We start from the raw sequence: 22,419 nt of genomic DNA, 5'->3' as shown, positions 1-22,419 counted from the left end.
CCTGCCCGCATGGGCCGGCGCGGCGCACCTGAACACGGGTCCAGAAGGGGCTCCGGGGCGGATGCGGTCGTCCCAAGATCGAGTAGGCTGCGCCGCCTATGGCGACCTCTCGTTCAACGGAACCCTCGGCCCCGATCATCGTCAAGCACCCGGGGTGTCCCCAATGGGGACTCGGATACCTCGTCGAGGAGCGCGACGAAAAGCGCTTCTACGATTTCGAGGATGGCCTCAATCACTCCATCGCCAAGGCTTTCTGGTCGAAGCTCGAGCCGGTGCAGCTCGGCGACGACGAGGCGAGCGCGCTCGAGGCCAGGATCCGCGGTCTCCGTGACCGGCCGTCGGCCGCCGCCAAGAAGCAGCGCGCCCGCGTCGTCGCGCCGCCGGTCACGAGCTTCGACGAGCAGGTCGCGAGCTTCGCGTCGCAGTTCGAGGGTGGGTTCGGGGGTCCGCAGTTCATCGCCGAGGAACGAGGCGCCGCCGGGGGCGAGGGGGTCGAGGGTCCGGCGAGCGGGGCGAAGAAGAAGAGCAAGGCCTTCAAGCAGGGCGCCATCGAGACCGCGCGCGCGCTCCTCGCCAAGGGTGAGCTCGAGGCGCTGCTCGCGGCGGGCAACCTGAACGATTTCATGGAGCGGATCACCAAGGTCCACAAGTCCGCGACCGGCCTCCTGCACCCCCTCGGCGATCTCATCCCCTTCAACAAGATGCCGGCCGAGCACCACCGCGCCTACGCCGAGGCGGTCGTGGATCTCCTCTATGGCGCGGGCGACTACGCCGCGCGCTTCGACCGGCTGGCCGGCGTGCTCGCCGCGGCCAAGGTCGTCACGTGGCCGCTCGTCACGATCCTCGGCGCGCTCGTCTACCCGGGCGAGCACGTCTTCGTGAAGCCCTCCTTCTACGAGAAGCAGGCCGCCGTGCTCGGCTTCAATCTCGCCTACGATCGCGCGCCGAGCGCCGAGGGTTATGCCCGGATGCAATCGCTGGCGCGCGAGCTCGAGCGGCGCCTGCGCGAGCGCGGCCTCGCCCCGCGCGATCTGATGGACGTCTACGCGTTCCTCTGGCGCACGATCTCCCCGTCCAAGCCGGCCACGAAGTCCTGACATCCCGCGTCAGGCCGCCCTGCGCGACGTCGTGCGACGCCGCGCGGGGCGGTCCCCGGCGCCGCGCGAGGCGGCGCGGGCGCGGCCGGCGGCCCTCGACCCTCGACGCGCGGCGCTGGCCCGCTTATGCGACCTTCCCAAGGAGGGTCTCGCATGAAGGCTGCCGTGCTCGAAGCCGTGAAGAAGATCGCCGTTCGCCATGACGTCGCCCCGCCGCAGATCGGCCCGCGCGACGTCCTCGTCCGCGCGAAGGCGTGCGGCATCTGCGGCACCGACGTGCACATCTGGGAGGGCGATTTCTTCCCGACCTTCCCGCTGATCCCCGGGCACGAGCTCGCCGGCGAGGTGGCGGCGGTGGGCGACGAGGTCGAGGGCCTCCGGCCCGGCGATCGGGTGATGGTCGACCCGACGGTGACCTGCGAAGAGTGCCACTTCTGCATGATCAACCGGCAGAACCACTGCCTGAAGTGGAACGCGGTGGGCGTGACGCGCGACGGCGGCTTCGCCGAGCTCGTCCGGGTCCCCGCGAAGAACTGTTATCGCTTCGAGCGCGTCTCGTTCAGCGAGGCCGCGTTCTGCGAGCCGCTCGCGTGCGTCGTCTTCGGGCAGGATCGCGCGCGCATCGAGATCGGCTCGGAGGTCCTCGTCCTCGGCGCCGGCCCGATCGGCCAGCTCCACCTCCAGGCGAGCCTCGCGAACGGCGCCGCCGCGGTCACCGTTGTCGACGTCGTCGAGTCGAAGCTCGACCTCGCCCGCCAGCACGGCGCGACCGAGGTGGTGCTCGCCGACAACGCGCTCCAGGCGAAGCTCAAGAAGATCGCGCCCTACGGCTTCGACGTCGTGATCGACGCGACGGGCATCGCCCGGGTGCTCGGCGACTCGGTCCAGTACGTCAAGAACGGCGGCCGGTACCTCGTGTTCGGCGTGTGTGGGCCGCAGGACAAGGTGGAGATCTCGCCGTTCGAGATCTACCGGCGCGATCTCGAGATCATCGGCAGCTTCGCGATCAGGCGGACGTACGACCGGGCATTCAAGCTGATGGAGCGCGGCGCGATCGACGTAAGGAAGCTCCTCTCCGAGGCGATGCCGATCGAGGAGCTCCCGCGCGGCCTCGAGATGATGAAGAAGGGCACCGCGCCCATGAAGCTCCAGGTCGTGTTCTAGCCGCGCGGCTCGCGCGCTTACAAAGCTTACGATTTTCTCGATTAGTTAAGAGTCGTTACGAAGATCACCGAAGTAGACGAAACTGCAAAAAGGACGCTTTCCATGGCCATCGTGATCGGAATCGACGTCGGGACCAGCGGCCTCAAGGCCATCGCAGTCGAAACGGAGCGCGGCGCGGCGGTCGCGTCGGCGCACCGCGAATACCCGCTCTCCACGCCGCACGCCGGGTGGGCCGAGCAGGATCCCGAGGACTTCGCCGCGGCGGCGCTGAGCGCCCTCGGCGAGCTCGCCCGCTCCCTCGGCCCGCGCCGCGACGACGTGCGCGCGATCGGGCTCACGGGGCAGATGCACTCGGCGGTCTTGCTGGACGAGGCGCAGGCGGTCATCCGGCCTGCGATCCTGTGGTGCGACACGCGCACCACGGCCGAGTGTGAGGCCATCCGCGCGAACCCGAAGGTCGGCGACGCGGGGCTCGCGCGCCTCGTCGGCAACCGCGCGCTCGAGGGGTTCACGCTGCCGAAGCTGCTCTGGCTGCGGGCGAACGAGCCCGAGGCGTTCGCCCGCGTCCGCGCTGTGCTCATGCCGAAGGATTTCGTGGGCTTGCGGCTGACGGGCGAGCTCGGGACGGACGACAGCGACGCGAGCGGCACGCTGGCGTTCTCGCCCGGGGATCGCTCGTTCAGCGCCGAGCTCCTCTCGGCGGTCGGCGTGCCGCGCGCGGTGTTCCCGCGGTCGGCGCCCTCGAACGCGCCGCTCGGCCAGCTGAAGTCCGAGGTCGCGGCCGCGACGGGGCTGCCGGCGGGCATTCCCGTCGTGCGGGGCGCCGCGGACAACGCAGCGGGCGCGGTGGGGCTCGGCATCGTGCGCCCCGGCCGGGCGATGGCCTCGGTCGGCACGAGCGGCGTGATCCTGGCGCACACCGACTCGTGGATCGTGGAGCCGGAGATGCGGCTCCACAGCTTCTGCCACGCGGTCCCGGGCCGCTTCTACCTGATGGGGGTGATGCTCGCCGCCGGCGGCGCGCTCCGCTGGTACCGCGACGTCCTCGGCGACGGGGAGCGCCTGGCGGCCGAGCTCCGCAAGGTCGATCCGTACGAGATCATCTCGGACACGGCGTCGACGGCGCGCCCGGGCGCGGGCGGCGTCGTCTTCCTGCCGTACCTGATGGGCGAGCGCACGCCGCACAACGACGCGGCGGCGCGCGGCGCGTTCGTGGGGCTGAGCGCCCGGACGACGAAGGCCGATCTCTCGCGCGCGGTGCTGGAGGGCATCACGTTCGGGCTCGCGGACTCGCTGGATCTGATGCGCGGCGTGGGCCAGACGAACGGCGCGGCGGCGGTCTCGATCGACGAGATCCGCCTGACCGGCGGCGGGGCGCGGAGCCCGTTCTGGCGCCAGCTGATGGCCGACGTCTTCGAGGCGCCGGTGGCGATCACGACGTCGACCGAGGGCCCGGCCTACGGCGCGGCGCTGCTCGGCGCGGCGGGCGCGGGGCTGTTTCCGTCGGTCGAGGAGGCGGCGGACGCGTTCGTCCATGTCGTGTCCCGGGTCGCGCCGGACGCGGCGCGCTCGGCGCGGTACCGGGAGATCCACGCGGTGTACCGGGGGCTCTACAACGACCTGCGCGGGCGGTTCCGGGAGCTCGGGAGGCTGGCGTGATGGGGTGATGGGAGCCGGGTTGCCACGGTATTGCGCTTGTACCGGGTCGCCCGGCGCTCGGTGCGGACGTTCGCCGCGCGGTGAGCTCCCGCACCGGGCGCCTACCGTGGGCGAGGGACCTGGGACGAGCTCGGGCGACGCGGCGCTAAGGCGGCCCCGGTAGATAGCAGAGATGCATCCACGGCCGATTCGATCCGAGTAACATATATGCCTCGCTGGAGAGGAACCGGGTCTGCTCGCCGTCGCCCGCGCGGAGCAGGATCCCGTGTTCATCCGTCTTGCCGCCGAGCCAGTCCGCCACAAGGCCGGTCACGTCGAACGAGAGGATACCAAAGGTCATCACGCTCGCCGTCTGATTGCTGGAGGTCGCGACCGGCGTGGGTTCGAACCCGTCCTCTCCAAACGAAGCCCAGGACTCGCTCTCGTCCCAGTCCTTCACCACACGGTGCACGCTGATCGTACCCGGCCCGCTCGTGCGCTCACGCATGAGCCCGGCGCGGGCCGTGAGCAGCGTGGCCCGCCGGGGGACCGCGGCGAGATCGAAGCGGAGCAGGGCGCTGCGGACCGCGCTCGTGCCAGGCGGCGTCCCCACGAGCAGATCAACGCGCTCGCCGAAGCGCTGATCGGGCTGATCGCTCGCTAGGGTCGTATCGCGGACCGGACCAGGGGTGGCGCCGAGGCGCTGGATCATGAGGCCCTTGAGCGTGGATTTCTCGCCGGCGAGCACCTTGTCCAGAAACTCGTCGCGGATGGCGGGAAAAGCGACGCGCCCGATCACGCCCACGATGTCGCAAATCCCTAGGCCAGCGGCGAACGAAGTGACACCAGCGACGACCTCGACGCCGCCCTGCAGGATCACCGCGGGCCCGCCGCTGTCGCCGGCGCACACACCGCCTTGCTCGTTCGCCTGATCGATGCCGAGCGTGAGCGGCGCGACCTCGCTGACCCGCGCTTCGACCCTCCGACGGATGGTGTTCGCCGCCGGGGTGATGCCATAACCCACGACGGTGACGGCGCTGCCGACCGTGAGGCTGTCAGGCACCGACGCGAGCGGGACCGGCGTCACATTGAGCGCCCCCGCGCCCTTGACCGTCACGATGCAGACGTCGTAGTCACGGACAAACGGATTGTAACATGGGTGATTCTGGAACGAATCGACAGGGAGAACAAGCGACGGTTCGGAGAAGTCGAAGCCGATCCGGACTTCCTTCGGAGGAGAGGACTCCGTGCAGCAGTGCGCGGCGGTGAGCACATGGGCCTTGTCGCCTCCGCTCCGGTGAACGATGGTGCCACTGCACCGCCCATCTTCGAAGTGCACGGAGACGACCGCCGTATGCGTGTTGTCCCCGCGGGCGCCGGCGCCGACGACGGCTGACCGATCCTCCCCGCGCTCCTCGCGAGAACTCATCTCGTCCGGCTGCGCGCAGGCCGCCGGCAAGAGCGCGGAGATAGCCATCCAGACCGAGATGAGCGTTCTCATGATTCAACCTCCCCCAGAACACCGACGCTCGGCCGGCGCGCGCGCCGCCTCGCGTTCTCGACCCTTGCTGCGGTCGGTCCGCCCGCGAGGATCTTGGTAGCGGTTCGGGCATCGTCAATCGATCGTGCAGCGCTGCCGCGCTCGCGCTGCACCCCGCGCCCAGCAGGATCGGCGGCCCCGCTCAGCTCGAACCTGATGCGCTGCACGGCGAAGGCCGAGGGCGCGGCCGCGGTCTCCCGGGTGAAGAGCTCCGGGCCGCCACAGCACAGCGCTCAGGGCGGCCCTGGCAGATAGCAGAGGTGCATCCACGGACGGCTCGAGTGAGATAAGAAGATCGCATCGCTGGCGAGGAGCTGGGTCTGCGCACCGTCGTCCGCGCGGAGCAGGATCCCGTGATCGTCTGTCTCGCCGCCGAGCCAGCTCGCCACGAGCCCGGTCACGTCGAACGAGAGGACCCCCTCCGCCTTCACGCGGGCCGTCTCGTTGCCGTAGGTCGCGACCGGGGTGGGGTCGAACCCGTCCGGTCCGAAGGACGCCCAGGACTCGCTTTCGTCCCAATCCCTCACCACGCGGTGCACGCTGATCGTTCCCGGCCCGCTCGTGCTCGCCACCCGGAGCCCGACGCGGGCCGTGAGCAGCGTGGCCCCTCGGGGGACCGCGGCGAGCTCGAAGCGGAGCAGAGCGCTGCGGATCGCGTCGGTGTTGGGCGGCGTCCCCACGAGCAGGTCAGCGCGCTCGCCGAAGCTCTGATCGGGCTGGTCGCTCGCGATGTATGTATCGCGGACTGGACCAGGGGTGTCGCCACTGCGTTGGATCCAGAGGCCCTGGAGCCTCGATTTTTTGCCGGCAAGCACCTTGTCCAGGAACTCGTCGCGGATGCCAGGAAAGGTGACGCGCGCGAACCCACCCGCGACGTTGCAGAGTTCGCCACCGGCGACCAACGTGATGACACCAGCGACGACCTCGACGCCGAATTGGGGGATCAGCGCGGGACCGCCGCTGTCGCCGTAGCACAGGCCGCCTCGTTCGTTCATCTGATCGGTGAGAAACGTGAGCGGCGCGACGTCGCTGACGCGCGCTTCGACCTTCCGGCGGATCGTGTTCGTCACGGGGGTAAGGCCGTAACCCACGAGAGTGACGGCGCTGTCGACCGTGAGCTCGTCCGGCGCTGATGCGAGCGGGATCGGGCTGACATCGAGCGCGCCCGACCCTCTGGCCGTCACGACACAGACATCATAGCCATAGAGCGTCGTGCCGCGGTCATCGTAACATGGATGACGCTCGAACGAGTCGACAGGCAGAATGACCGACGGATCGTCCTGATCGAAGCCAATCCGGACTTCCTCGGGAGGAGACGAGTCCCTGCAGCAGTGCGCTGCAGTGAGCACGTGGACCTTGCCACCTTTAGCGCTCCGGTGAACGATGGTGCCGCTGCACTGGTTGCCGCGTTTCCCGCGCGTCGCAACGACCGCCACGCGCGTGTTGTCTGCACGGGCGCCAGTGCCGATGATCGCGGCTCGCTCCTCCCCGCGCTCCTCGAGAGAGACAATCTCGGTCGGTTGGGCACAGGCCGCCGGCAGGAGCACAAAAATTACCAACCGTGCCACCGCCAGCTTTCTCATGATTTGACCTCCCTCGAGACCATGTGCGCTCGCGCCGACGCACGCGCGACGCCATCACGCGTTCTCGACCGTTCCCGCTGTTCATCCGCCCGAGAGGAATCTTGCTGGCGGTCGGTGCGCTGTCAATGTTCGGCAGCGCTACCACGCTCGCACTGCATCGACGCCCAGCACAAACGGCAGCTTGGAAAACTCATCTTCTCCCCTCTCGCAAAGAACGAGACGGCGCGCATTCTCCAGAGATCGCCCATTTCACGTCGCAAGCGTATCCCGCCCTCTCCACGGCGTCGTTCTCGTGCGCGACCGCGAGCGAGACGCGCCTGCCGGGTCGCGGGCTACCGGGGCATCGGGCCCGTGCCGAGGATGTAGCGAATCCAGATCGGGAGCGCGGTGTCAAAATCCGGCGAGAAGGAGTGCTGTTGCTGCTCCGCGTAGGGTTTGTGGAAGACCTCGGCGCCGAGCGCGCGCAGCCGCGCGGCGTCGCGCTCGGCGAGCCGGACGTTGCCCGGCGACTCGCCGGCGCCGACCACCACGACACAGCGGCGCTGGGCGAGCTCGGGCGAGCGCGGCACGCCGTCGAGCGAGAGCTCGGTGACGGACCCGGGAGACATGACGACGGCACCGGCGTAGTGGCGCGGATCCCGGGCCGCGATCTCGGCGGCCATCTGGCCGCCCTGCGAGAAGCCGATCAGGATCACCTGGCCGGGGGCAACGGTCACCCGGTCGCGCACCTCGGCGAGCGCCTCGTCCAGCCGCGCGCGGTCGCGCGCGGGCGACTCGGACCATACGAACTTGCGTGGTCCGCGCGGCAGGGTGCCGCTCACCGAGACGAAAGCGACCGAGAGCGCGTCGGCGGCGCGCTGGACGCTCCCGTCCGTGAAATCCTCCGGCTGCGACCCCAGGCCGTGCATGCCCATCACGACCGGGATCGGCTTGCCGGTGCGATAGCCCTTCGGGAGCACCAGGAGCGTCTTCTTGATCCCGGACTGCCCCCAGTAGCGCCCGGCCCGCGCCAGGTAGGGATAGACCGTCGCCCACCGCGCATCGCTGCGCAGCGCCTCCAGGTCGGAGTCCCGGGCTGCCCAGTCCGGGTCGACGCCCTCCTCGACCGCAGCGCGCTCCAGCCAGTGGAAGGAGGCGTCGAGCTGCCCGGCGCGGGCGCAATAACACGCCAGGTCGTATTTCCCGTCCACCCCGCCAGCCACGGCCCAGTGCTGGATCTGCGCCGCGGCCTGGTAATCGCCGTGCGCGGCAGCCCTCCGCGCTTCCATGAAGAGCCGCACGGGCTCGATCTTGCGGAGATCGTGGCCATCGCGCTGCGCGGGCGGCTCGGGCGGAGCCGGGAGCGCGAGGGGGCGCTCGGGGAGCGCGCGCTGGGGAGGCTCGGGCGGCGGCGGCTCGAAGGAGCGAAGCATGGCCTCGATGTCCGGGCGCACCTTGGCCATCGCCTCCGCGGGGACGATGCCGGCCAGGTGATAGCCGATCTGGTCCTGGACGAAGACGCCCGTCATCAGCTCGACGCGGTGCGCGTCCTTCTGATCGCGCGCATGGACGACCACCCCGCCCGCGGCGCGGCCAGGGAACGGCTCGCGGCGGGTCTCGTCCAGACCGGACATCCCATCCCGCATCCTCTGCACGAAGGTGTTCGCGACGTCATCCGCGGTGAGCGCCTCGTTGGCGACGGGAAGCACCTTCACCGAGAACGAGGCGGAGGTAGGCTCGTGAAGGAACTCGATATCCACGCTCCCGTCCTGCGCGGACGGCCCCCGCTCGAGGTGAATCCTCTTCCACGCAGGGCTCGCCGGCGTGATGCGGTAGCGCGCGGCGATGCCCTCGACGGCCGCGCCCGGGCGCGCTCCGGGTTCGACGGCGCCGCTGTGCGCGGTCGGGCTGGGCGGCGAGCCCTCGGGGCCGCCCGCAGGCCGCGTGGCCCACCAGGACGTCAGGCCGACCGCTCCCGCGACGGCGAGGGCGATCAGCGCGATCCTGGCATTCCCTGGGCGCGGCAGCGCTACGGGCGGCATGCCAGAGCGTTCACGGGACGAGCTCGTCATGCGGGGCGGGGCCAACGTGACCCCATGCTACGCCCACCGCGGCGCGCAGTGCGCGAGATTCAAGCGAGCGGCGTGACCGCCGCGCGCAAAGGCGCAAGGTCGCAAAGGCGCAAGGAGAAGACTCTCTTTTGCCTACGCCGCCCGCACCCAGCCGCGCGACGTCTCCTCGAAATGCTCGGTGCTCGCGATCCCGAAGAGGCCGCCTTCCGGCTGCCAGAAATACCGCTCGATATGGATCTTCTTCCCATCGACGCGGATCGCATTGAAGGCGTTCTGCTCGCCCCGGCCGCGCGTGGAGGTCGCGGTCCCTGCCTGGACGATCAGCGAGGAGTGGCCGCCGGCGTCGAAGCGCTCCGCGGAGTGCCCCGTGTGGCTGAGGTGCAGGTGCCCCGACAGGATGACGTCGACGCCGCAGCCCGCGAGCGCCGCCATCGCCTGCCTCGCGCGCCCGACGATCGCATGCGGCGAGTTCTCCGGCAGATCGAACGGATGGTGCGTGACCACGATCTTCGTGATCTCGGGCCCTAGATCGCACATCCTCGCCTTGATCTCCCGGACCTGCCGCGCGTTGATGCGCCCATCCTTGATGGTCAGCGAGCGCGCGGTGTTGATGCCCAGGACGGCGATCTCCGCGTCGACGCGGAACGGCGAGAGGTCATCCGTGATGTGCCTCCGGTACCTGTCGAGCGGGCGAAAGAACCGGTCGAACAGGTTGTAGAGCGGGACATCGTGGTTGCCAGGCACCACGATCTGCGGCGAGGGCAGCGCGTCGAGGAAGGCGCGCGCCTCGGCGAACTCGGCGTCGCGCGCCCGCTGGGTCAGATCGCCGGAGATCACGACCACATGCGGCTCCAGCCCCCCTATCCTGTCGATCAGCGGGCGGAGGATGGCCTTGTCGACGCGGCCGAAGTGCAGATCCGACAGGTGCACGAGCGTGCGCACGGCGCCTCATACCCCCAGCGCGGCGACACGGCCCGATCGATCCTCCTGCGGTCGCGAGCCCGCGCGGAGCTCGGACGACAGCGGCACGATGACGCGCAGCGCTGCAGGCCGCACGCGATAGCAGAGCGGCGGCGTCATCCTGAGGACCTCGCCGTCCGCGGCCACGTGGAGGCTGCGGTGGGGCGCCTCCACCCGGAGCTCCGTCGTTCGTAGGATGCTGAAATCGCTCGATTGATGGATGCGCCCGACGGCCGCGCTGGCGATGAGCTTGAGCGTGGAGAGGCGGCTCTCCGCGTGCGCCACACAGACGCCGAGCTCACCCGAGCACGGCGGGCGCTGGCGGCCGATGTCCACGTCGCCAAGCTTGAAGTCGTTGTTCGCGACGAACACGAACGGCGTCTCCAGCTCGACCTCCTGCCCATCCAGGACGAGCCGGAGACAGACGCGCTCGTGCCGCCGGATCCCCGAGACGGTCGACAGCGCCAGGGCTATCCACTTGTTGAGCCCACGCCGCTTCCGGAGCGCCTCGCGGGCGCGCACGATGCCCGGGTAAATGCCCAGCGTCGAGTTGTTCACGAAGACCCGGCCGTTGACCTCGCCGACATCGACCCGGACGCGCCGCCCCTCGGCGAGCGTGCGCACGGCGCCCTCGAGGGTGAGCGGAACACCGAGGTGCTTGGCAAAATGGTTCACCGTGCCGAGCGGAAGGACACCCATCGTCTTGTCCGTGCCGGCGAGCGCGGCAGCGACGGTGTTCACTGTCCCGTCGCCGCCGCCGGCCACGACGAGGTCGCAAGGCCCCCGCGCCACACGGCGGGCGAGCTCCCCGAGCTGCCGCCCCTTCTCGGCGCACAGCACCTCCGCGGCGAGGCCGCTCTCTTTCAGGAGCTCCCCGAGCCGCGCGCGCTGCGCCGCCGCGCGGTTCGACCGGGAAGAGCAGTTCAGGAGGACCGCCATGGATCGATGCTTCACCGTCGCGCTCCCGGCATGGGGCAAGGGCCCATGCCCACCCGACAGCGAGAAAGCAGATCGCGCGCCACCGCCCCACGACGAGCGGCCGCGACGCTCCGGCTCCGTCAGGCGGCGCGGAGCGTGGCGGATTGCCACGCTCGCCTCGCGCCGCGCGCCATGCCAGAGCCAGCGCGCCTCAGCGCATGCCGAGCCCGCCGTCCGTCTCCATCCGAGGCCAGGTGAAGAAGAACGTGGCGCCGGCGCCCTGCTCGGACTCGACCCACACACGCCCCCCCTTGCTGAGCACGATCTTCTGGACGATCGCGAGCCCGATTCCCGTCCCCTCGATGTTGTCGCGCGCGTTCAGGGTCTGGAAGATCTCCCATACCTTCCCGTGGTATCGCGGGTCGATCCCGGGCCCGTTGTCCTTCACCGAGAACTCCCAGAGATCGCCCAGCGCCCGCCCCCGCACATCGACGCGCGCGTCGGGGCGTTCGGCATACTTCAGCGCATTGCCGATCAGGTTCAGGAACACCTGCTCCAGCGGGATCCGCTCGGCGAGGAGCGTCGGCATGCCCATCGCGACCTCGATCGACGCGCCCGCAGGGACCGTGAGCAGGGCGACGACGTCCTCGAGGAGCTTCTGGACGTCCACGATCTCGGGCTTGTCGCGGAGGCGTCCAGCGCGCGAGTAGCGCAGGATCCCGTCGATGAGCGCCTCCAGCCGGACCACGCGCGAGCGGAGGAGCTCCATGTACTGGCGCGTCTCCGGCGTCGCCTTGTCCACGAGATCGTCCTCGATCCACTGCGAGAGGTTCGCGATGGCGCGGAGCGGCGCCTTCAGGTCGTGGCTCGCCACGTAGGCGAAGCGGTCGAGCTCGTTGTTGCTCCGCTCGAGCGCCTGGATGAGCTGCTGCGCCTTCCGGAACAGGTGCGCGTTATCCATCGCGATGGCGGCCTGAGCCGCGAGGCCGACCACCAGCTTCTCCGCCCGCTCGGTGAAGACACCCCGCTCGGAGTGCCCGAAGAACAGGCCGCCGATGACATGCCCCGAACGGGAGACCACCGGCACGGCAAGGTAGCTGACGACAGGCAAGTGGCCCTTCGGCATCCCATGGTAAGGGGCGTTGTTGCCGTAGCGCGGGTCCTTCGTGACATCATCGAGCCGCACCACGCCCTCGCCGTTGAAGGTCGGCGCGAACACGGCCGTGTTGCGCGGCATCGGGAACCCGGAGAAGTGCTCTCGGGGCACGCCAGAGATGGTGTAGAGCATGTAGCTCTTCCCCTCGGCGTTCGTGACATTGTAAAAGAACGCGCCGAACTGGGCGCCGCTCAGGCGGGTGGCCGCGTCGGTCACCGCCTGCACGAGCTTCTCCAGATCCAGCTCGGCGGCGAGCTGCTTGCCGGCGCGATTGAGCAGCTCGAGCGTCTCCCCTTCTTCCTGGAGCCTGTCCTCCGTCTGCTTGCGCTCGGTGATGTCGAGGACGATCGCCCCCACACCCATGACGGGCCCGCCCTTCACCCGCACAGGCGCGTAATTGACCAGCCAGGAGCGCGGTCGCTCCGACGCCCGCGTCGTCCCCGTCACCTCGGCGGTGAACGCCTCGCCCGTCTCCAGGACGCGCCGGAGATTGGCGACGATCACGTCGCTCATCTCCGGGAGCAGCTCGGGGATCGTCCTGCCGAGGTGCGCCTCGAGGGGGATCCCGTTGATGTCCGCCAGCGCCTGGTTGAGCCGCACCACGCGGAGATCGCGGTCGATCACCGCCAGCCCCGCGGTCGTGGCCTGGAAGAAGGCGTCGACCAGCGCGCGGTCCGCGGGGGACTCGTCCAGCGCAGGGCGCTCCTGATCGAGCCGCGCAGCCCCCGCCTCGCCGCACTGCAGCGGCGCCGCAGCGGGCTCTGCCGCCGCGGGCGAGGCCGCTTCGGAGAGCTCCGCCGTTTCTTGACGCGAATCCGTGTTCTCCATGGACCTCGTGGACACAGGCTGTCCCCACGACCTTAGCGCTCGAGTGCAAACGCGACATCCGCTGTCTGTCGCCGTTTGTCGCCGTCTGATATCAGGCCGTCCCCCGGCGCCAGCGCTGCGATGCGGGCTCAGCAGCCAAACACGGCCGGTCGCCGGGTCCGACCGCATCCCCCTGCGCGCCGGCGACCGCCGGCTACCCGCCGGCGACGGCTGGCCGGGCGAGACGGAAGCCCACGGCGCTGAAGCGATCCTCCGGGCGCGCGGCGAAGCGGCCTGCCGCGCGGCACACCGCGGGGGGCCCGGAGCTCCACGCGCCCCCGCGGATCGAGCGGAGCCCCGGAGCCGCCGCGTCCGCTGGCTTCAGGCGCGCGATGCGGTCGACCACCGTGGGGCCGTCGGGCATCCACAGCTCGGCGCACCAGTCGCGGATGTTGCCCGCGAGGCCCCGGGCGCCGTGGGGGCCCTCGTCCGTCGGATGGTCGTCCACCGGCGCCGGGCTCGCGGGGCCGGGCCGGCCGCCCACCATGCAAGCCCACGTCGGCTCGGGCTCGTCTCCCCAGGGGAAGAAGCGCCCGTCGACGCCGCGCGCGGCCTTCTCGCGCTCGAGCTCGCCGACGAGGCGCCACGGCGCGCCGGTGCTCGCCTCCAGCCAGGATGCGTAGGCGACGGCGCTGCGCCAGTCCACCGAGGCGACCGGGTGCCGCGCCTGCTCCGCGCGCGCCTGCGGACCGAGCACGAAGCGCCCGTCCCCGTCGCGCGCGAACAGCGGGATGTCCACGTTGCCGGCGATCGCGCGGGCCGCGCGCGGGCACGCCGCCGCGGCCTCCGCCTCGCGCCCGTGCGCGAGCAGATCGTTCAGGAAGGCGAGGTACTCGGCCTGCGTCACCGGGTGCCGCCGCACCACGAAGCCGTCGACCCAGATCCGGCACGCCGGCAAGCCGTCGCCGGCCTGCGGGTCTCCTCCGGCCGAGAAGAACCCCGCCGGCACGTAGACGTCCTCTTCGCCGAGCGTCTCCAAGGGCAGGAGGGGCACCACGAACGGCTCCGCGCCGCCCGGACGCACGCCGTCCCAGCGCTCGCCGCGGCCGATCTTCACGGGGTACGACGCCTCGCGGTACCCGGGCGCGCGGATCGAGAGCAGGTAGCTGCCGCGCGCGAGCGGGACCTCGCAGAGCGGCGTGTGACCGAGGAAGCCCTGGGGCTCGGCGCGAAGCCGGCGCCCCTGCTCGACATAGCGGAGCAGCCAGACCTGCGCCCCCTCGGGGTCGGTCCGCAGCGAGAGGGCCCCGGTGCCGCGGAGCAAGACCGCGTGCCGCTCGCGCGCGTGCGCCCTGAGGAACGCCTCGGCGCGCGCCGCGGCCTCGGCGTCGCGGGCCTCCTCGGCGGCCCGCAGATCGGCCAGGTGGGCGTCGGCGAGCGCCGCGTGCGCTTCGTCGAAGTCCGGGGCCTCGTTGAGCGCGGCGCGGAGCTTCTGGTGCCAGGTCGCCTCGTCCAGGGCGGCGGCGCGGTCGAGCGCCCGCGCCTCGTCCTGGAGCGCCCAGCCCTGCGCCTTCTCGGCGGCGGGCGCGAACGAGTCGAGGCGCCCGAGCACCGCCTTCGCCTCGGCCCGGAGGGCCCGGGCGCGCGCGCGCAGGCCCTCGATCTGCGGCGCCAGCGCGCGCGACTCCTCGACCAGAGCGCGCGCCCGCTCGCGACGGCGGGCGCCGTCGAGGAAGCCGCGGATCTCCGCGGCGAGCACCTCGGCGCTCGCGTAACGCGAAGGCGGGTCGCGCGCCATCGCCCGCTCGCAGATCGCGATGAGATCCCGAGGGATCTGGTCAGGGCACCGGACGGCGAGCCGCTCGGGCGGCCGCTGGGCCACCTGCGCAAGGACGGCCAGCGCCGGCCCCCGGAACGGCGGCTCGCCGCAGAGGAGCTCGTACAGGACGGCCCCGAGGGCGTACACGTCGCTGGGGGGCCCGAGCTGCTCGGCCTCGCCGCGCGCCTGCTCCGGGGGCATGTAGACCGGCGTCCCCAGGACCAGGCCCACGTGCGTGTGGTGACCGCTGTCCGGGAGCGCGTCCGCCAGCGCCCCGCGCGCGGTCGCGCGGGCGATGCCCCAGTCCATCACGAGGACCTCGCCGAACTCGCCGATCATGACGTTGTCCGGCTTGAGATCGCGGTGGAGGACGCCCTGGCCGTGCGCGTACGCGACGGCCTCGCAGACGCGGACGAAGACGTCGAGCCCGCGGCGCAGCGCCTCGGGCGAGGGGCCCGCCTCGCCCGAGGCGTGGAGCGCGCGGATCAGCGCGCTCAGCGTGCGGCCGCGGACCTCCTTCATCGTGAACCAGAGCTGGCCGGTCGGGAGCATCCCGCAGTCGTGGACGGGGACGATCCCTGGGTGCTGAAGGCACGCGGTGAGGCGCGCCTCGTCGAGGAAGCGCGCCCGGCCGTCCGCGTCGTCTTGCCCCTCGACGCGCAGCAGCTTCATGGCGAGCACGCGGCCCATCACGCGGTCGCGCACGCGCCGCACCTCGCCCATGCCCCCGCGGCCGATGAGCCCGAGATCGTCGTAACGGTCCCAGGGCCACGCCGCGACCGGCGCGTGGACCGCCGGAGGCGCGGCGCTCGGGCGGCGCTCGGCCGCCGCCGACGCGCGCCCGGTCAGCCCGGGCGCGTTCCCGGCCGCCGCAGGCGCCTCCCCGCTCGGCCCCGGCGCGCCTCTCGGCGCCGCCGGCGCGTCCCGGACCACGGTCGCCGGCAGCTCTTCCGTGAGGCTGCGCGCGGCGTGCTGGGCGAGCGCCCGCTGGATCTCCGCGCATGCCGAGGGAGACAGCTGCAGCTCACCCGCCAGCTTCCTGAGGAGTGCCGCGGGATCGCTCATGGGGGGCCTCGCCTTCGACGCCGTTGATGTGGTCGGCGGCAGCATCTTACCCTGCATCCATGGCGGTCTTGAAGCATGAAGCCCACGGCGTCCGCGTGACGCTCCCGGCGCGCGCGCGGGTCGGCCGGGCGCGCGACTGCGCCGTGCGCCTCCGGGACCGCTGCGCCTCCGGCGAGCACGCCGTCCTGTTCTGGGACGGGGCCCGCTGGTGGATCCGCGACCTCGGCAGCACGAACGGCACGCACGTCAGCGGCCGGCGGCTCACGTCCGCCGAGCGGGTCGCGCTCGACGCGGGGACGGAGCTCGTGTTCGGCGGCGACGCCGAGCGCTGGACCGTGGAGGAGGCCGGCGCGCCCGTCACGAGCGCGCGGGCCGAGCTCACCGGCGAGGTGCGCCCGGCGGAGGAGGGCCTGCTCGCGCTGCCGGACGCCGCCGACCCCCGGGTGACGCTCTTCGAGGATCAGCACGGCGTCTGGCAGATCGAGATCGACGGGAGCACGCGCCCGGCCGTGGATCAGGAGCGCATCGAGGCCGGCGGCGCCTGGGTCCTGCGCGTCCCGCCGCAGGCGCTCGACGCCGTCGTGCCGACGACCGCGTCGAGCGCGGCGAGCCCCAAGCTCCTCGGCCTCACCGTCCTGCGCTTCGAGGTGAGCCACGACGAGGAGCACATCGCCGTCGCCCTGGTGCAGGGGGAAAAGGTCATCCAGCTCGCCGCGCGCGCCCACCACGAGCTGCTCCTCATGCTGGCGCGCTCCCGGCTGCGCGACCGGGAGGCGGGGCTGCCCCCGGCCGAGCGCGGGTGGCGCTACGTCGATGACCTGCTCGGCAAGCTGCGGCTCGACCTCCATCACCTCAACGTCAACGTCTTCCGCGCCCGCCAGCAGCTCGCGCGCGCGGGCGTGCTCGACGCCGGCTCGCTCGTCGAGCGCCGGACGACGTCGCGGCAGATCCGGCTCGGCACCGAGGCGGTCGAGGTGGTCCGGTACTGAACATCGGGCCGCGGCCGGAGCGCGCCGGCCCTCGCGCGTGACCGCCTGTCATCGACGCCGCGGCCGGGAGGATCCAGGTTTCCTCTCGTCGACGCCGGGTGAGGCCGCGCGGGTCGCGCGTCGTGAACACGCACGCGCGACCGCGCCGCCGCCGGAGCGCGGGCTGGGCAGGGCCCGCGCGCTGCGATCGACGCTGTCGTGACCGTCATCCCAGGAGAGAGCGCAACCATGAGCAACGATGCAGACTCAACGTTCGGTGCGCCCGCCGCCGGCGCTTCCATCTCGACGCGCAGCCCTGCGAAGGCCAAACCGGGCTCCGGTGTGATCGACCAGATCCCGCCGGACGTGAGGCTCAGGATCTTCTCGAACGCGGATCTCGTCCGGATGGTGGCCCTCGGGAGCAACGGTGTTTCCAATGGCCAGCTCACCTTCCAGGCGCAGACGGAGTACTGGCGGTGGGCGAGCACGCTCACCTTCTCGAACACATTGACCTTCACGTCCGAGGTGATCCCGAGCTTCACGGCGCCGGCGCTCGACGCGTTCCTGGACGTCGTGAGCCCGAGCAACGAGTTCACGGCCCCCCGGAACCCGACCCAGGGCGACTGGACGCAGGGGACGCGCTCCGTCCCGGGGACCCGCACGGGGTATCTCTACCGGTTGCCGAGCCCCGACGACAGCCAGGTGAAGATGGGAGTCCTGTTCGAGAAGGACAACCAGACATCGGCCCTGATGGCGGCCGCCTGGTACGTGAAGACGCAGGCGCCGAGCAACGGCCTTGCGTTCAACAAGAAGATCTTCACGCGCACGCTGACCCGGGTGAGCGGGACGCACCCGAACGCCATCGAGGTGGGCACCTGGTATTATCTCCTGATGGGCACGCCCTGACCTAGCCCAGGGGCGAGAGGCGGCGCGGCGGGGTCGCCTCCGGGCCCTCTCGAACGCGCGCGCCGCCTCAGAGGAGCGGGGTAGAGCGCCGCTCCGGCTCGCGAAGGGGGATATGGAGCTCGCGCTGGGGAATCGGGACGACGATCCCCTCCGCGTCGAGCCGCTCCTTGAAGTGGCGCGTGAGCTCGAGCCGCGCCGGGAAGAAGTCGGCGGGGAGGGTCCAGGCGCGGACGAGCAGGTTGACCTTCTCGTCCGCGAGCTCGACAACGTCGACCGACGGCGCCGGCTCCGGCAGCACGCGCGGCTCGTTCGAGAGGACGTCCCGCAGCGTGGCGATGGCGTGAGCGATGTCGGCGGTGGCGCTGACGCCGATCGTGAGGTCCATGCGCCGGCGCTGCGCCCGGGTGAAGTTCTGGATCTTGGCGGACCGGACCTTGGAGTTCGGCAGCGTGATCGGGACGCCATCGAAGCTCGTCAGCTTGGTCTGGAACACGTCGATGGCGTCGACGACGCCGGAGGTCCCGTCGACCTCGATCGCGTCGCCGACATCGAACGGACGGAGCACGAGCAAGACCAGCCCGGCGGCCACGTCCGACAGCGTGTCCTTGAGGGCGAGGCCGATGGTCAGACCCGCGGCGCCGAGCACGGCGAACAGGCTCTTCGTGTCCACGCCGAAGCGCTCGAGCACGGCCATGGCGGTGACCGTCAAGATGGTGAGTCGACTCACGCTGGCCAGCAGGGGGATGAGGGTCGCGTCGACCTGAGTCCATTTCTTGCCAAACGACCGCACGCTCCGCGCGGCCCAGGCCGCGGCCGTCCACCCCACGATCGCGATGAACAGCGCGCTCGAGACGCCGGGCGCGTGGCTCTTCAGGAGCTCGATCGGCGTGCCCCACGTCGGAATCCCCTGCTCCACTGCGCATCCTCCTCGGCGTCGCGCGCCGCGCGCGGCGCGCGGCGTTCGACGCCGGGGTGTCTCCGCGCGCGGCCGGCGGGAGTCAACCGGCGAACGTGACGAGGCGGCGGAGCCGCTGCGCCGCGAGCTCCACGCCGTTCACGAGCCCCCGGAGGAGGTGGGCGGCGACGTCGTCCTTCGCCGCCCGCGTTGCGCGCATCGGGCGCGCCGCGAACCACGCGAGCTCGTCGGCGACCGCCTCGACAAGAGGCCTGCGCATCGACAGCCAGCGCGCGCACCACGCGGCGAGGGGCGTTTCGCCCTCCACGGTCGCGACGTACTGGAGCAGCTCGACGAGGTCGACGCCGTGCCGCATCCCGAGGAGCGTGCCCCGGTAGGACCTCTCGGTGCTGAGCAGGTGATCGGCGAGGTGATCGCGCAAGGCCGAGAAGGCCTCGCCCACCATGCGGCCGCCCGCGCTGATGGGCAGCCCGCGCTCGCGGAGGAGCGGGCGGACCTCCGACAGCGCGGCCTCCGCGTGGGTCGAGACCGCCCGCATGGCGTGCGCCGGAGGCACATCGCCGAGGCGCTCCGCCTCGATCCGCGGATGGATCATCGCCGAGCGCTCCGTCTGAAACAGCTCCCGGACAAGGGTCGTGAGGAACTCGCGCCCTCTCCGGCTCTCTACCTGCGGCCCGGACTCGTCGCCCAACAGGCCGCCTTCACCATTCGTCGCTCCGTTGCTCTGAAGTTCCTGCATGGTCGCCCCCTCTCCTCTTCTCGCCGGGGCGTCAGGACCCGCTCGCGGCGCGCCGCGAGCGGGTCTTCGCCCCCGAGGTCGTCTTGCGTGAGGCCCCGCTCGCGGCGCGCCGCGCTCCGGTCTTCGCCCCCGAGGTCGTCTTGCGTGAGGCCCCCGCACCGCCGCGGCGGGCCGTGCCCTGCGCGGCGCGGGAGCGGCCGCTCGTCGACGTGGCCGAGGAGCTGCGCGAGCGAGCGCTGGACGCGGCGCTCTTCCTCGCCCTCGCCGGCGCCTTCTTCGCGGCCGTGGTCCGTCCGGCGCTCGCCGCGGCGTTCCGCTTGCGGGTCGCCGCCGCCTTCTTCGCCGCCGCGCTCCTCGCGGCGGCCGGCCGCGCCTTGGACGCGGCGCCTCCCTTGCGGCCCCCCTTTTTCGCCGGCTCCTTGTTCACTGGCTTGCCCACCCCCGATCCCGACTTCTTCCCCCCGCCGGTCATCTTGTTGACCGTCGCCCAGGCCCGCCGCTCGGCCTCTTCCTCGGAGACCCCGCGCTTCTCGTACCCCTCTTCGATGTGCTCGGCCTGCCGCTTCTGCTTGGTCGTGTAGCTCGATTTGTCGCCTCTAGGCATGGTGCCCTCCTTGCGCCTGCTCCACCTCGCGGGTCGGCAGCTTCGTCGGAAACGCCAGCTCCCCCCGTTGTGAGAGCGTGAGAATCGCGAGATCGTGCGAACGTACGAACGTGCGGGAACGTGCGGAAACGTGCGGGAAGACAGACCGTGCGTGTGGCCCGGGTCCATCGAGCCGCGATGTCCGTTGCGTCGGTTGCATCGGTTGCGTCGGTTGCATCGGTTGCGTCGGTTGCGCCTGTCTCGATGGACGAGCAACGGCTGTGCCGCCGGAGAGCGCGGCGCCGGCCGCTGGCGGCGCGTCCGGGCCGGGCGCCCCGTCACACGCGGTTTCCCCGCTCCGCTGGTTGCCGGGTGATGGGAGCTCGCAGCGTGGCAATCGGCCCCGGATGTCGAGGAACGCCTCGGTCGTACCGCGCGAGGAGCGCGGCGCGCCGAAGGCTCAGAGGGACTCGAGGTAGGCGACCAGATCGTCCAGCTGCGCGGAGCTCAGGCCGGAGATGTCGCCGTGATCGTCGCCTCCGCACAGCGGATCGAAGCGATCGTGGAGCGTCGCCGCGCAGCCGTCGTGCATGAACGGGGCGCGCCCGGAGATGCCGAGGAGCGAGGGCACCTGCAACCACTCGCCCTTGCCCACGTCCTCGTTCCGGTTGTTGGTGAGCATCGGGCCACCGTGGCACTCCGCGCAGCCCACCTGCTTGTCATGGAAGAGCACCTCGCCCCGCGCCACGGCGGCGTCGTCCTCGGGCGGCGACGCCGGGAAGGCGGGCAGGCTGTCGATGTAACGGGCCATCAGGTCGAGCCGCCGGGCGCCGGGCTGCTGGCCGCCCATGCGGGAGACGAACACCTCCCCCATCAGGCCCGCGAGATCCTCCAGATCGCCGCTCCAGTGGAGGGGCGCTGTCTTCAGGATGCCGCCGCCCAGCGCCTGCGTCCGCCGCAGGCCCACCGGATCGAAGTCCCACGTCCGCCCGTCCTCGTGCCCTTCGGGGTGGCACGACGCGCACGCCACGGCGCTCACGCCGTTCGGCGGGCGGTGGAACATCTCGTGGCCGGTGTCTTTCACGCTCGCTCCCGGAAGCGCGATGGTGCGCCGGCCGACCAGCTCCAGGGCTGCCGGCTCCCGCAGCTGCACGACGATCCCGCCCTCGCCGTCGAAGGCCACGGCGACCGGCTGCCCGCTCAGCGCGTTCGCGGTGACCTCCGGGCTGCAGCCGTTCATCTCGGCGTCGCGCTCCAGATTGTCGACGGTCGCGCTCACGACGGTGCGTCTGCCGGCCGCCACGATGGCCATCCGCGCGCCGTCGGGCGCGACCGCGATGTCGACAGGCAGCGAGACATTCGGGATCGCGGCCGCGGGCAGCGAGGGGATCGATGTGTCAGGAACGTCCGCCGGGTCGATCCTGCTGACCGCGGCGTGCACGATGTTCCCGTCGCAGTCGGCAGACTGGTAATAGCCGCCCGGGCTGAGGGTGACCTTCGACGACATCGCGCGCTGGTGCACCATCAGCGCACCTCCGCCGGCGAGCGGCGCCATGCGCCAGGCCACGGACGGCGCATACTCCGAGTTGGCGAACCCGTTCGAGTAGAAGACGGGGAGCGTGCGGCGCGAGAGCACCGCGCCGTCGGGGCCCACGACCAGGGTCTCCGCGGACTTGAAGCGGCTGACCAGGAGCCGGTCGCCCTCGACAACGACGTCGCGCAGGTCCGGGGCGAGGCGGAGCTTCCGGACGGCGGGGCCGCCGGAGGCCGGGAGCGTCACGAGCTCGCCGCCGGCGCAGGCGACGTGGATGGCGTCGCTCGAGGCGTCGTAGGCGACCCCGCGCGGCGCGCGGCAGACCTCTCTGCGCGCGATGACCGACCGCGCCTCGACATCGAGGGTCACCACCGCGCCGGCGCGACGGAGCGCCACGTGGACCCGGCCGCTCGCGTCCTCGACGAGGCGCCCGGGCTCGTCGCCCCGCTCCAGCAGGACCGCCGCCGGCTCGCCGCCGTCGAGATCGACGATCCAGACGCGATCGCGGTCGGCGTCCGCCGCCACCGCCGTGCGACCGTCGCCGGCGACGATCAGCGTTCCGCCGCTGATGGCCGGCGGTGGCACCTCCGTCACCGTGATCTGCTGATCAGGGTCCTCGACATGGGCCCCGGGCACCGGGGATGGATCCCCCGGGCCGCACGCCGTGAGAGCTGCCGAGAAAACGCCCGTGGACAAGAGCCCTGCCACGACAAGAGAACGAGAAAGGCGCAGACGCATGGGTTCCTCCGTTCGCCGCGCGCGCGAGCTTAGCAAGGAGGATTCCAGGCAGATGTCGAGATTTGGACGGCGGCGATCCCCGCGGGCGGCGCGCCGTCCGGAGGTGGGAGCGGGAACGCGTGTTCTCGTGCGACGCGCGAAGGGCGTCACGCGCCGCGCACGCCGGGGCGGGCGCTCGACCCTGAGGTCGCGACGGCGCCACGGAGGGCGCCGAGCAGCCGGCTGGATGGAGGCCCG

Annotated in this window: 15 protein-coding genes and 1 pseudogene; 5 read left to right on the top strand and 11 right to left on the bottom strand. The window is 71.6% G+C overall.

Annotated features, from left to right (window positions below; genetic code table 11):
* Positions 1-98 precede the first annotated feature (98 nt).
* From WMF46_RS49540 to xylB, 3 genes are all read left to right on the top strand, one after another.
* A complete protein-coding gene (locus WMF46_RS49540) occupies positions 99-1,097 on the top strand; it encodes a hypothetical protein (RefSeq protein WP_437983640.1) in 999 nt (332 codons plus the stop codon).
* A gap of 153 nt (positions 1,098-1,250) precedes the next feature.
* The gene (locus tag WMF46_RS49535) at positions 1,251-2,261 is read left to right on the top strand and encodes a zinc-dependent alcohol dehydrogenase family protein (RefSeq protein ID WP_437983639.1); all 1,011 of its coding nucleotides are present in this window, start codon (positions 1,251-1,253) and stop codon (positions 2,259-2,261) included.
* Between the two features lie 102 nt (positions 2,262-2,363).
* On the top strand, positions 2,364-3,920 hold the full coding sequence (xylB, locus tag WMF46_RS49530) for a xylulokinase (protein ID WP_437983638.1): 1,557 nt from the start codon (positions 2,364-2,366) through the stop codon (positions 3,918-3,920).
* 145 nt (positions 3,921-4,065) lie between these two features.
* Here the strand turns inward: xylB and WMF46_RS49525 are convergent, their stop codons facing one another.
* The 7 genes from WMF46_RS49525 to WMF46_RS49495 form a co-directional block, all read right to left on the bottom strand.
* A complete protein-coding gene (locus WMF46_RS49525) occupies positions 4,066-5,400 on the bottom strand; it encodes a DNRLRE domain-containing protein (RefSeq protein WP_437983637.1) in 1,335 nt (444 codons plus the stop codon).
* Between the two features lie 272 nt (positions 5,401-5,672).
* A complete protein-coding gene (locus WMF46_RS49520) occupies positions 5,673-7,022 on the bottom strand; it encodes a DNRLRE domain-containing protein (protein WP_437983636.1) in 1,350 nt (449 codons plus the stop codon).
* Positions 7,023-7,354: 332 nt separating this feature from the next.
* Positions 7,355-9,043, bottom strand: coding sequence for an alpha/beta hydrolase (locus tag WMF46_RS49515; RefSeq protein ID WP_437983635.1), 1,689 nt, complete (start codon positions 9,041-9,043; stop codon positions 7,355-7,357).
* 162 nt (positions 9,044-9,205) lie between these two features.
* Positions 9,206-10,015, bottom strand: a complete 810-nt coding sequence (locus WMF46_RS49510; RefSeq protein ID WP_437983634.1) for a metallophosphoesterase family protein — start codon at positions 10,013-10,015, stop codon at positions 9,206-9,208.
* A gap of 6 nt (positions 10,016-10,021) precedes the next feature.
* Positions 10,022-10,972 carry a diacylglycerol/lipid kinase family protein gene (locus tag WMF46_RS49505; RefSeq protein ID WP_437983633.1) on the bottom strand — a complete coding sequence of 317 codons (951 nt, stop codon included), beginning with the start codon at positions 10,970-10,972 and terminating at the stop codon, positions 10,022-10,024.
* Positions 10,973-11,162: 190 nt separating this feature from the next.
* A complete protein-coding gene (locus tag WMF46_RS49500) occupies positions 11,163-12,935 on the bottom strand; it encodes a sensor histidine kinase (RefSeq protein WP_437983632.1) in 1,773 nt (590 codons plus the stop codon).
* Positions 12,936-13,128: 193 nt separating this feature from the next.
* Positions 13,129-15,798, bottom strand: a complete 2,670-nt coding sequence (locus tag WMF46_RS49495) for a protein kinase domain-containing protein (RefSeq protein ID WP_437983631.1) — start codon at positions 15,796-15,798, stop codon at positions 13,129-13,131.
* 59 nt (positions 15,799-15,857) lie between these two features.
* Between WMF46_RS49495 and WMF46_RS49490 the strand changes: the two genes are divergently transcribed.
* Both WMF46_RS49490 and WMF46_RS49485 read left to right on the top strand, forming a co-directional pair.
* The gene (locus WMF46_RS49490; RefSeq protein WP_437548301.1) at positions 15,858-16,787 is read left to right on the top strand and encodes an FHA domain-containing protein; all 930 of its coding nucleotides are present in this window, start codon (positions 15,858-15,860) and stop codon (positions 16,785-16,787) included.
* Positions 16,788-17,015: 228 nt separating this feature from the next.
* Positions 17,016-17,672 (top strand): hypothetical protein, encoded by a 657-nt coding sequence (locus WMF46_RS49485; protein WP_437983630.1) that lies wholly within the window; start codon positions 17,016-17,018, stop codon positions 17,670-17,672.
* 67 nt (positions 17,673-17,739) lie between these two features.
* On the opposite strand, the gene WMF46_RS49480 is transcribed toward WMF46_RS49485, so the two are convergent.
* The 4 genes and pseudogenes from WMF46_RS49480 to WMF46_RS49465 all read right to left on the bottom strand — a co-directional run bounded on the left by WMF46_RS49480 (position 17,740) and on the right by WMF46_RS49465 (position 22,080).
* On the bottom strand, positions 17,740-18,588 hold the full coding sequence (locus WMF46_RS49480; RefSeq protein ID WP_437983629.1) for a mechanosensitive ion channel family protein: 849 nt from the start codon (positions 18,586-18,588) through the stop codon (positions 17,740-17,742).
* Between the two features lie 82 nt (positions 18,589-18,670).
* Complete coding sequence (locus WMF46_RS49475) at positions 18,671-19,327, bottom strand: hypothetical protein (RefSeq protein WP_437983628.1); 657 nt, start codon at positions 19,325-19,327, stop codon at positions 18,671-18,673.
* Positions 19,328-19,628: 301 nt separating this feature from the next.
* Positions 19,629-19,931 (bottom strand): annotated as a pseudogene (locus WMF46_RS49470) (hypothetical protein); the annotation flags it as partial.
* 439 nt (positions 19,932-20,370) lie between these two features.
* Positions 20,371-22,080 (bottom strand): cytochrome-c peroxidase, encoded by a 1,710-nt coding sequence (locus WMF46_RS49465; protein WP_437983627.1) that lies wholly within the window; start codon positions 22,078-22,080, stop codon positions 20,371-20,373.
* Positions 22,081-22,419 lie beyond the last annotated feature (339 nt).

The organism is Sorangium sp. So ce117 (assembly GCF_051524395.1).
In the GTDB taxonomy this organism is placed as follows: Bacteria; Myxococcota_A; Polyangia; order Polyangiales; family Polyangiaceae; genus Sorangium; species Sorangium cellulosum_B.
This window is presented reverse-complemented; position numbering and strand designations above follow the sequence as displayed.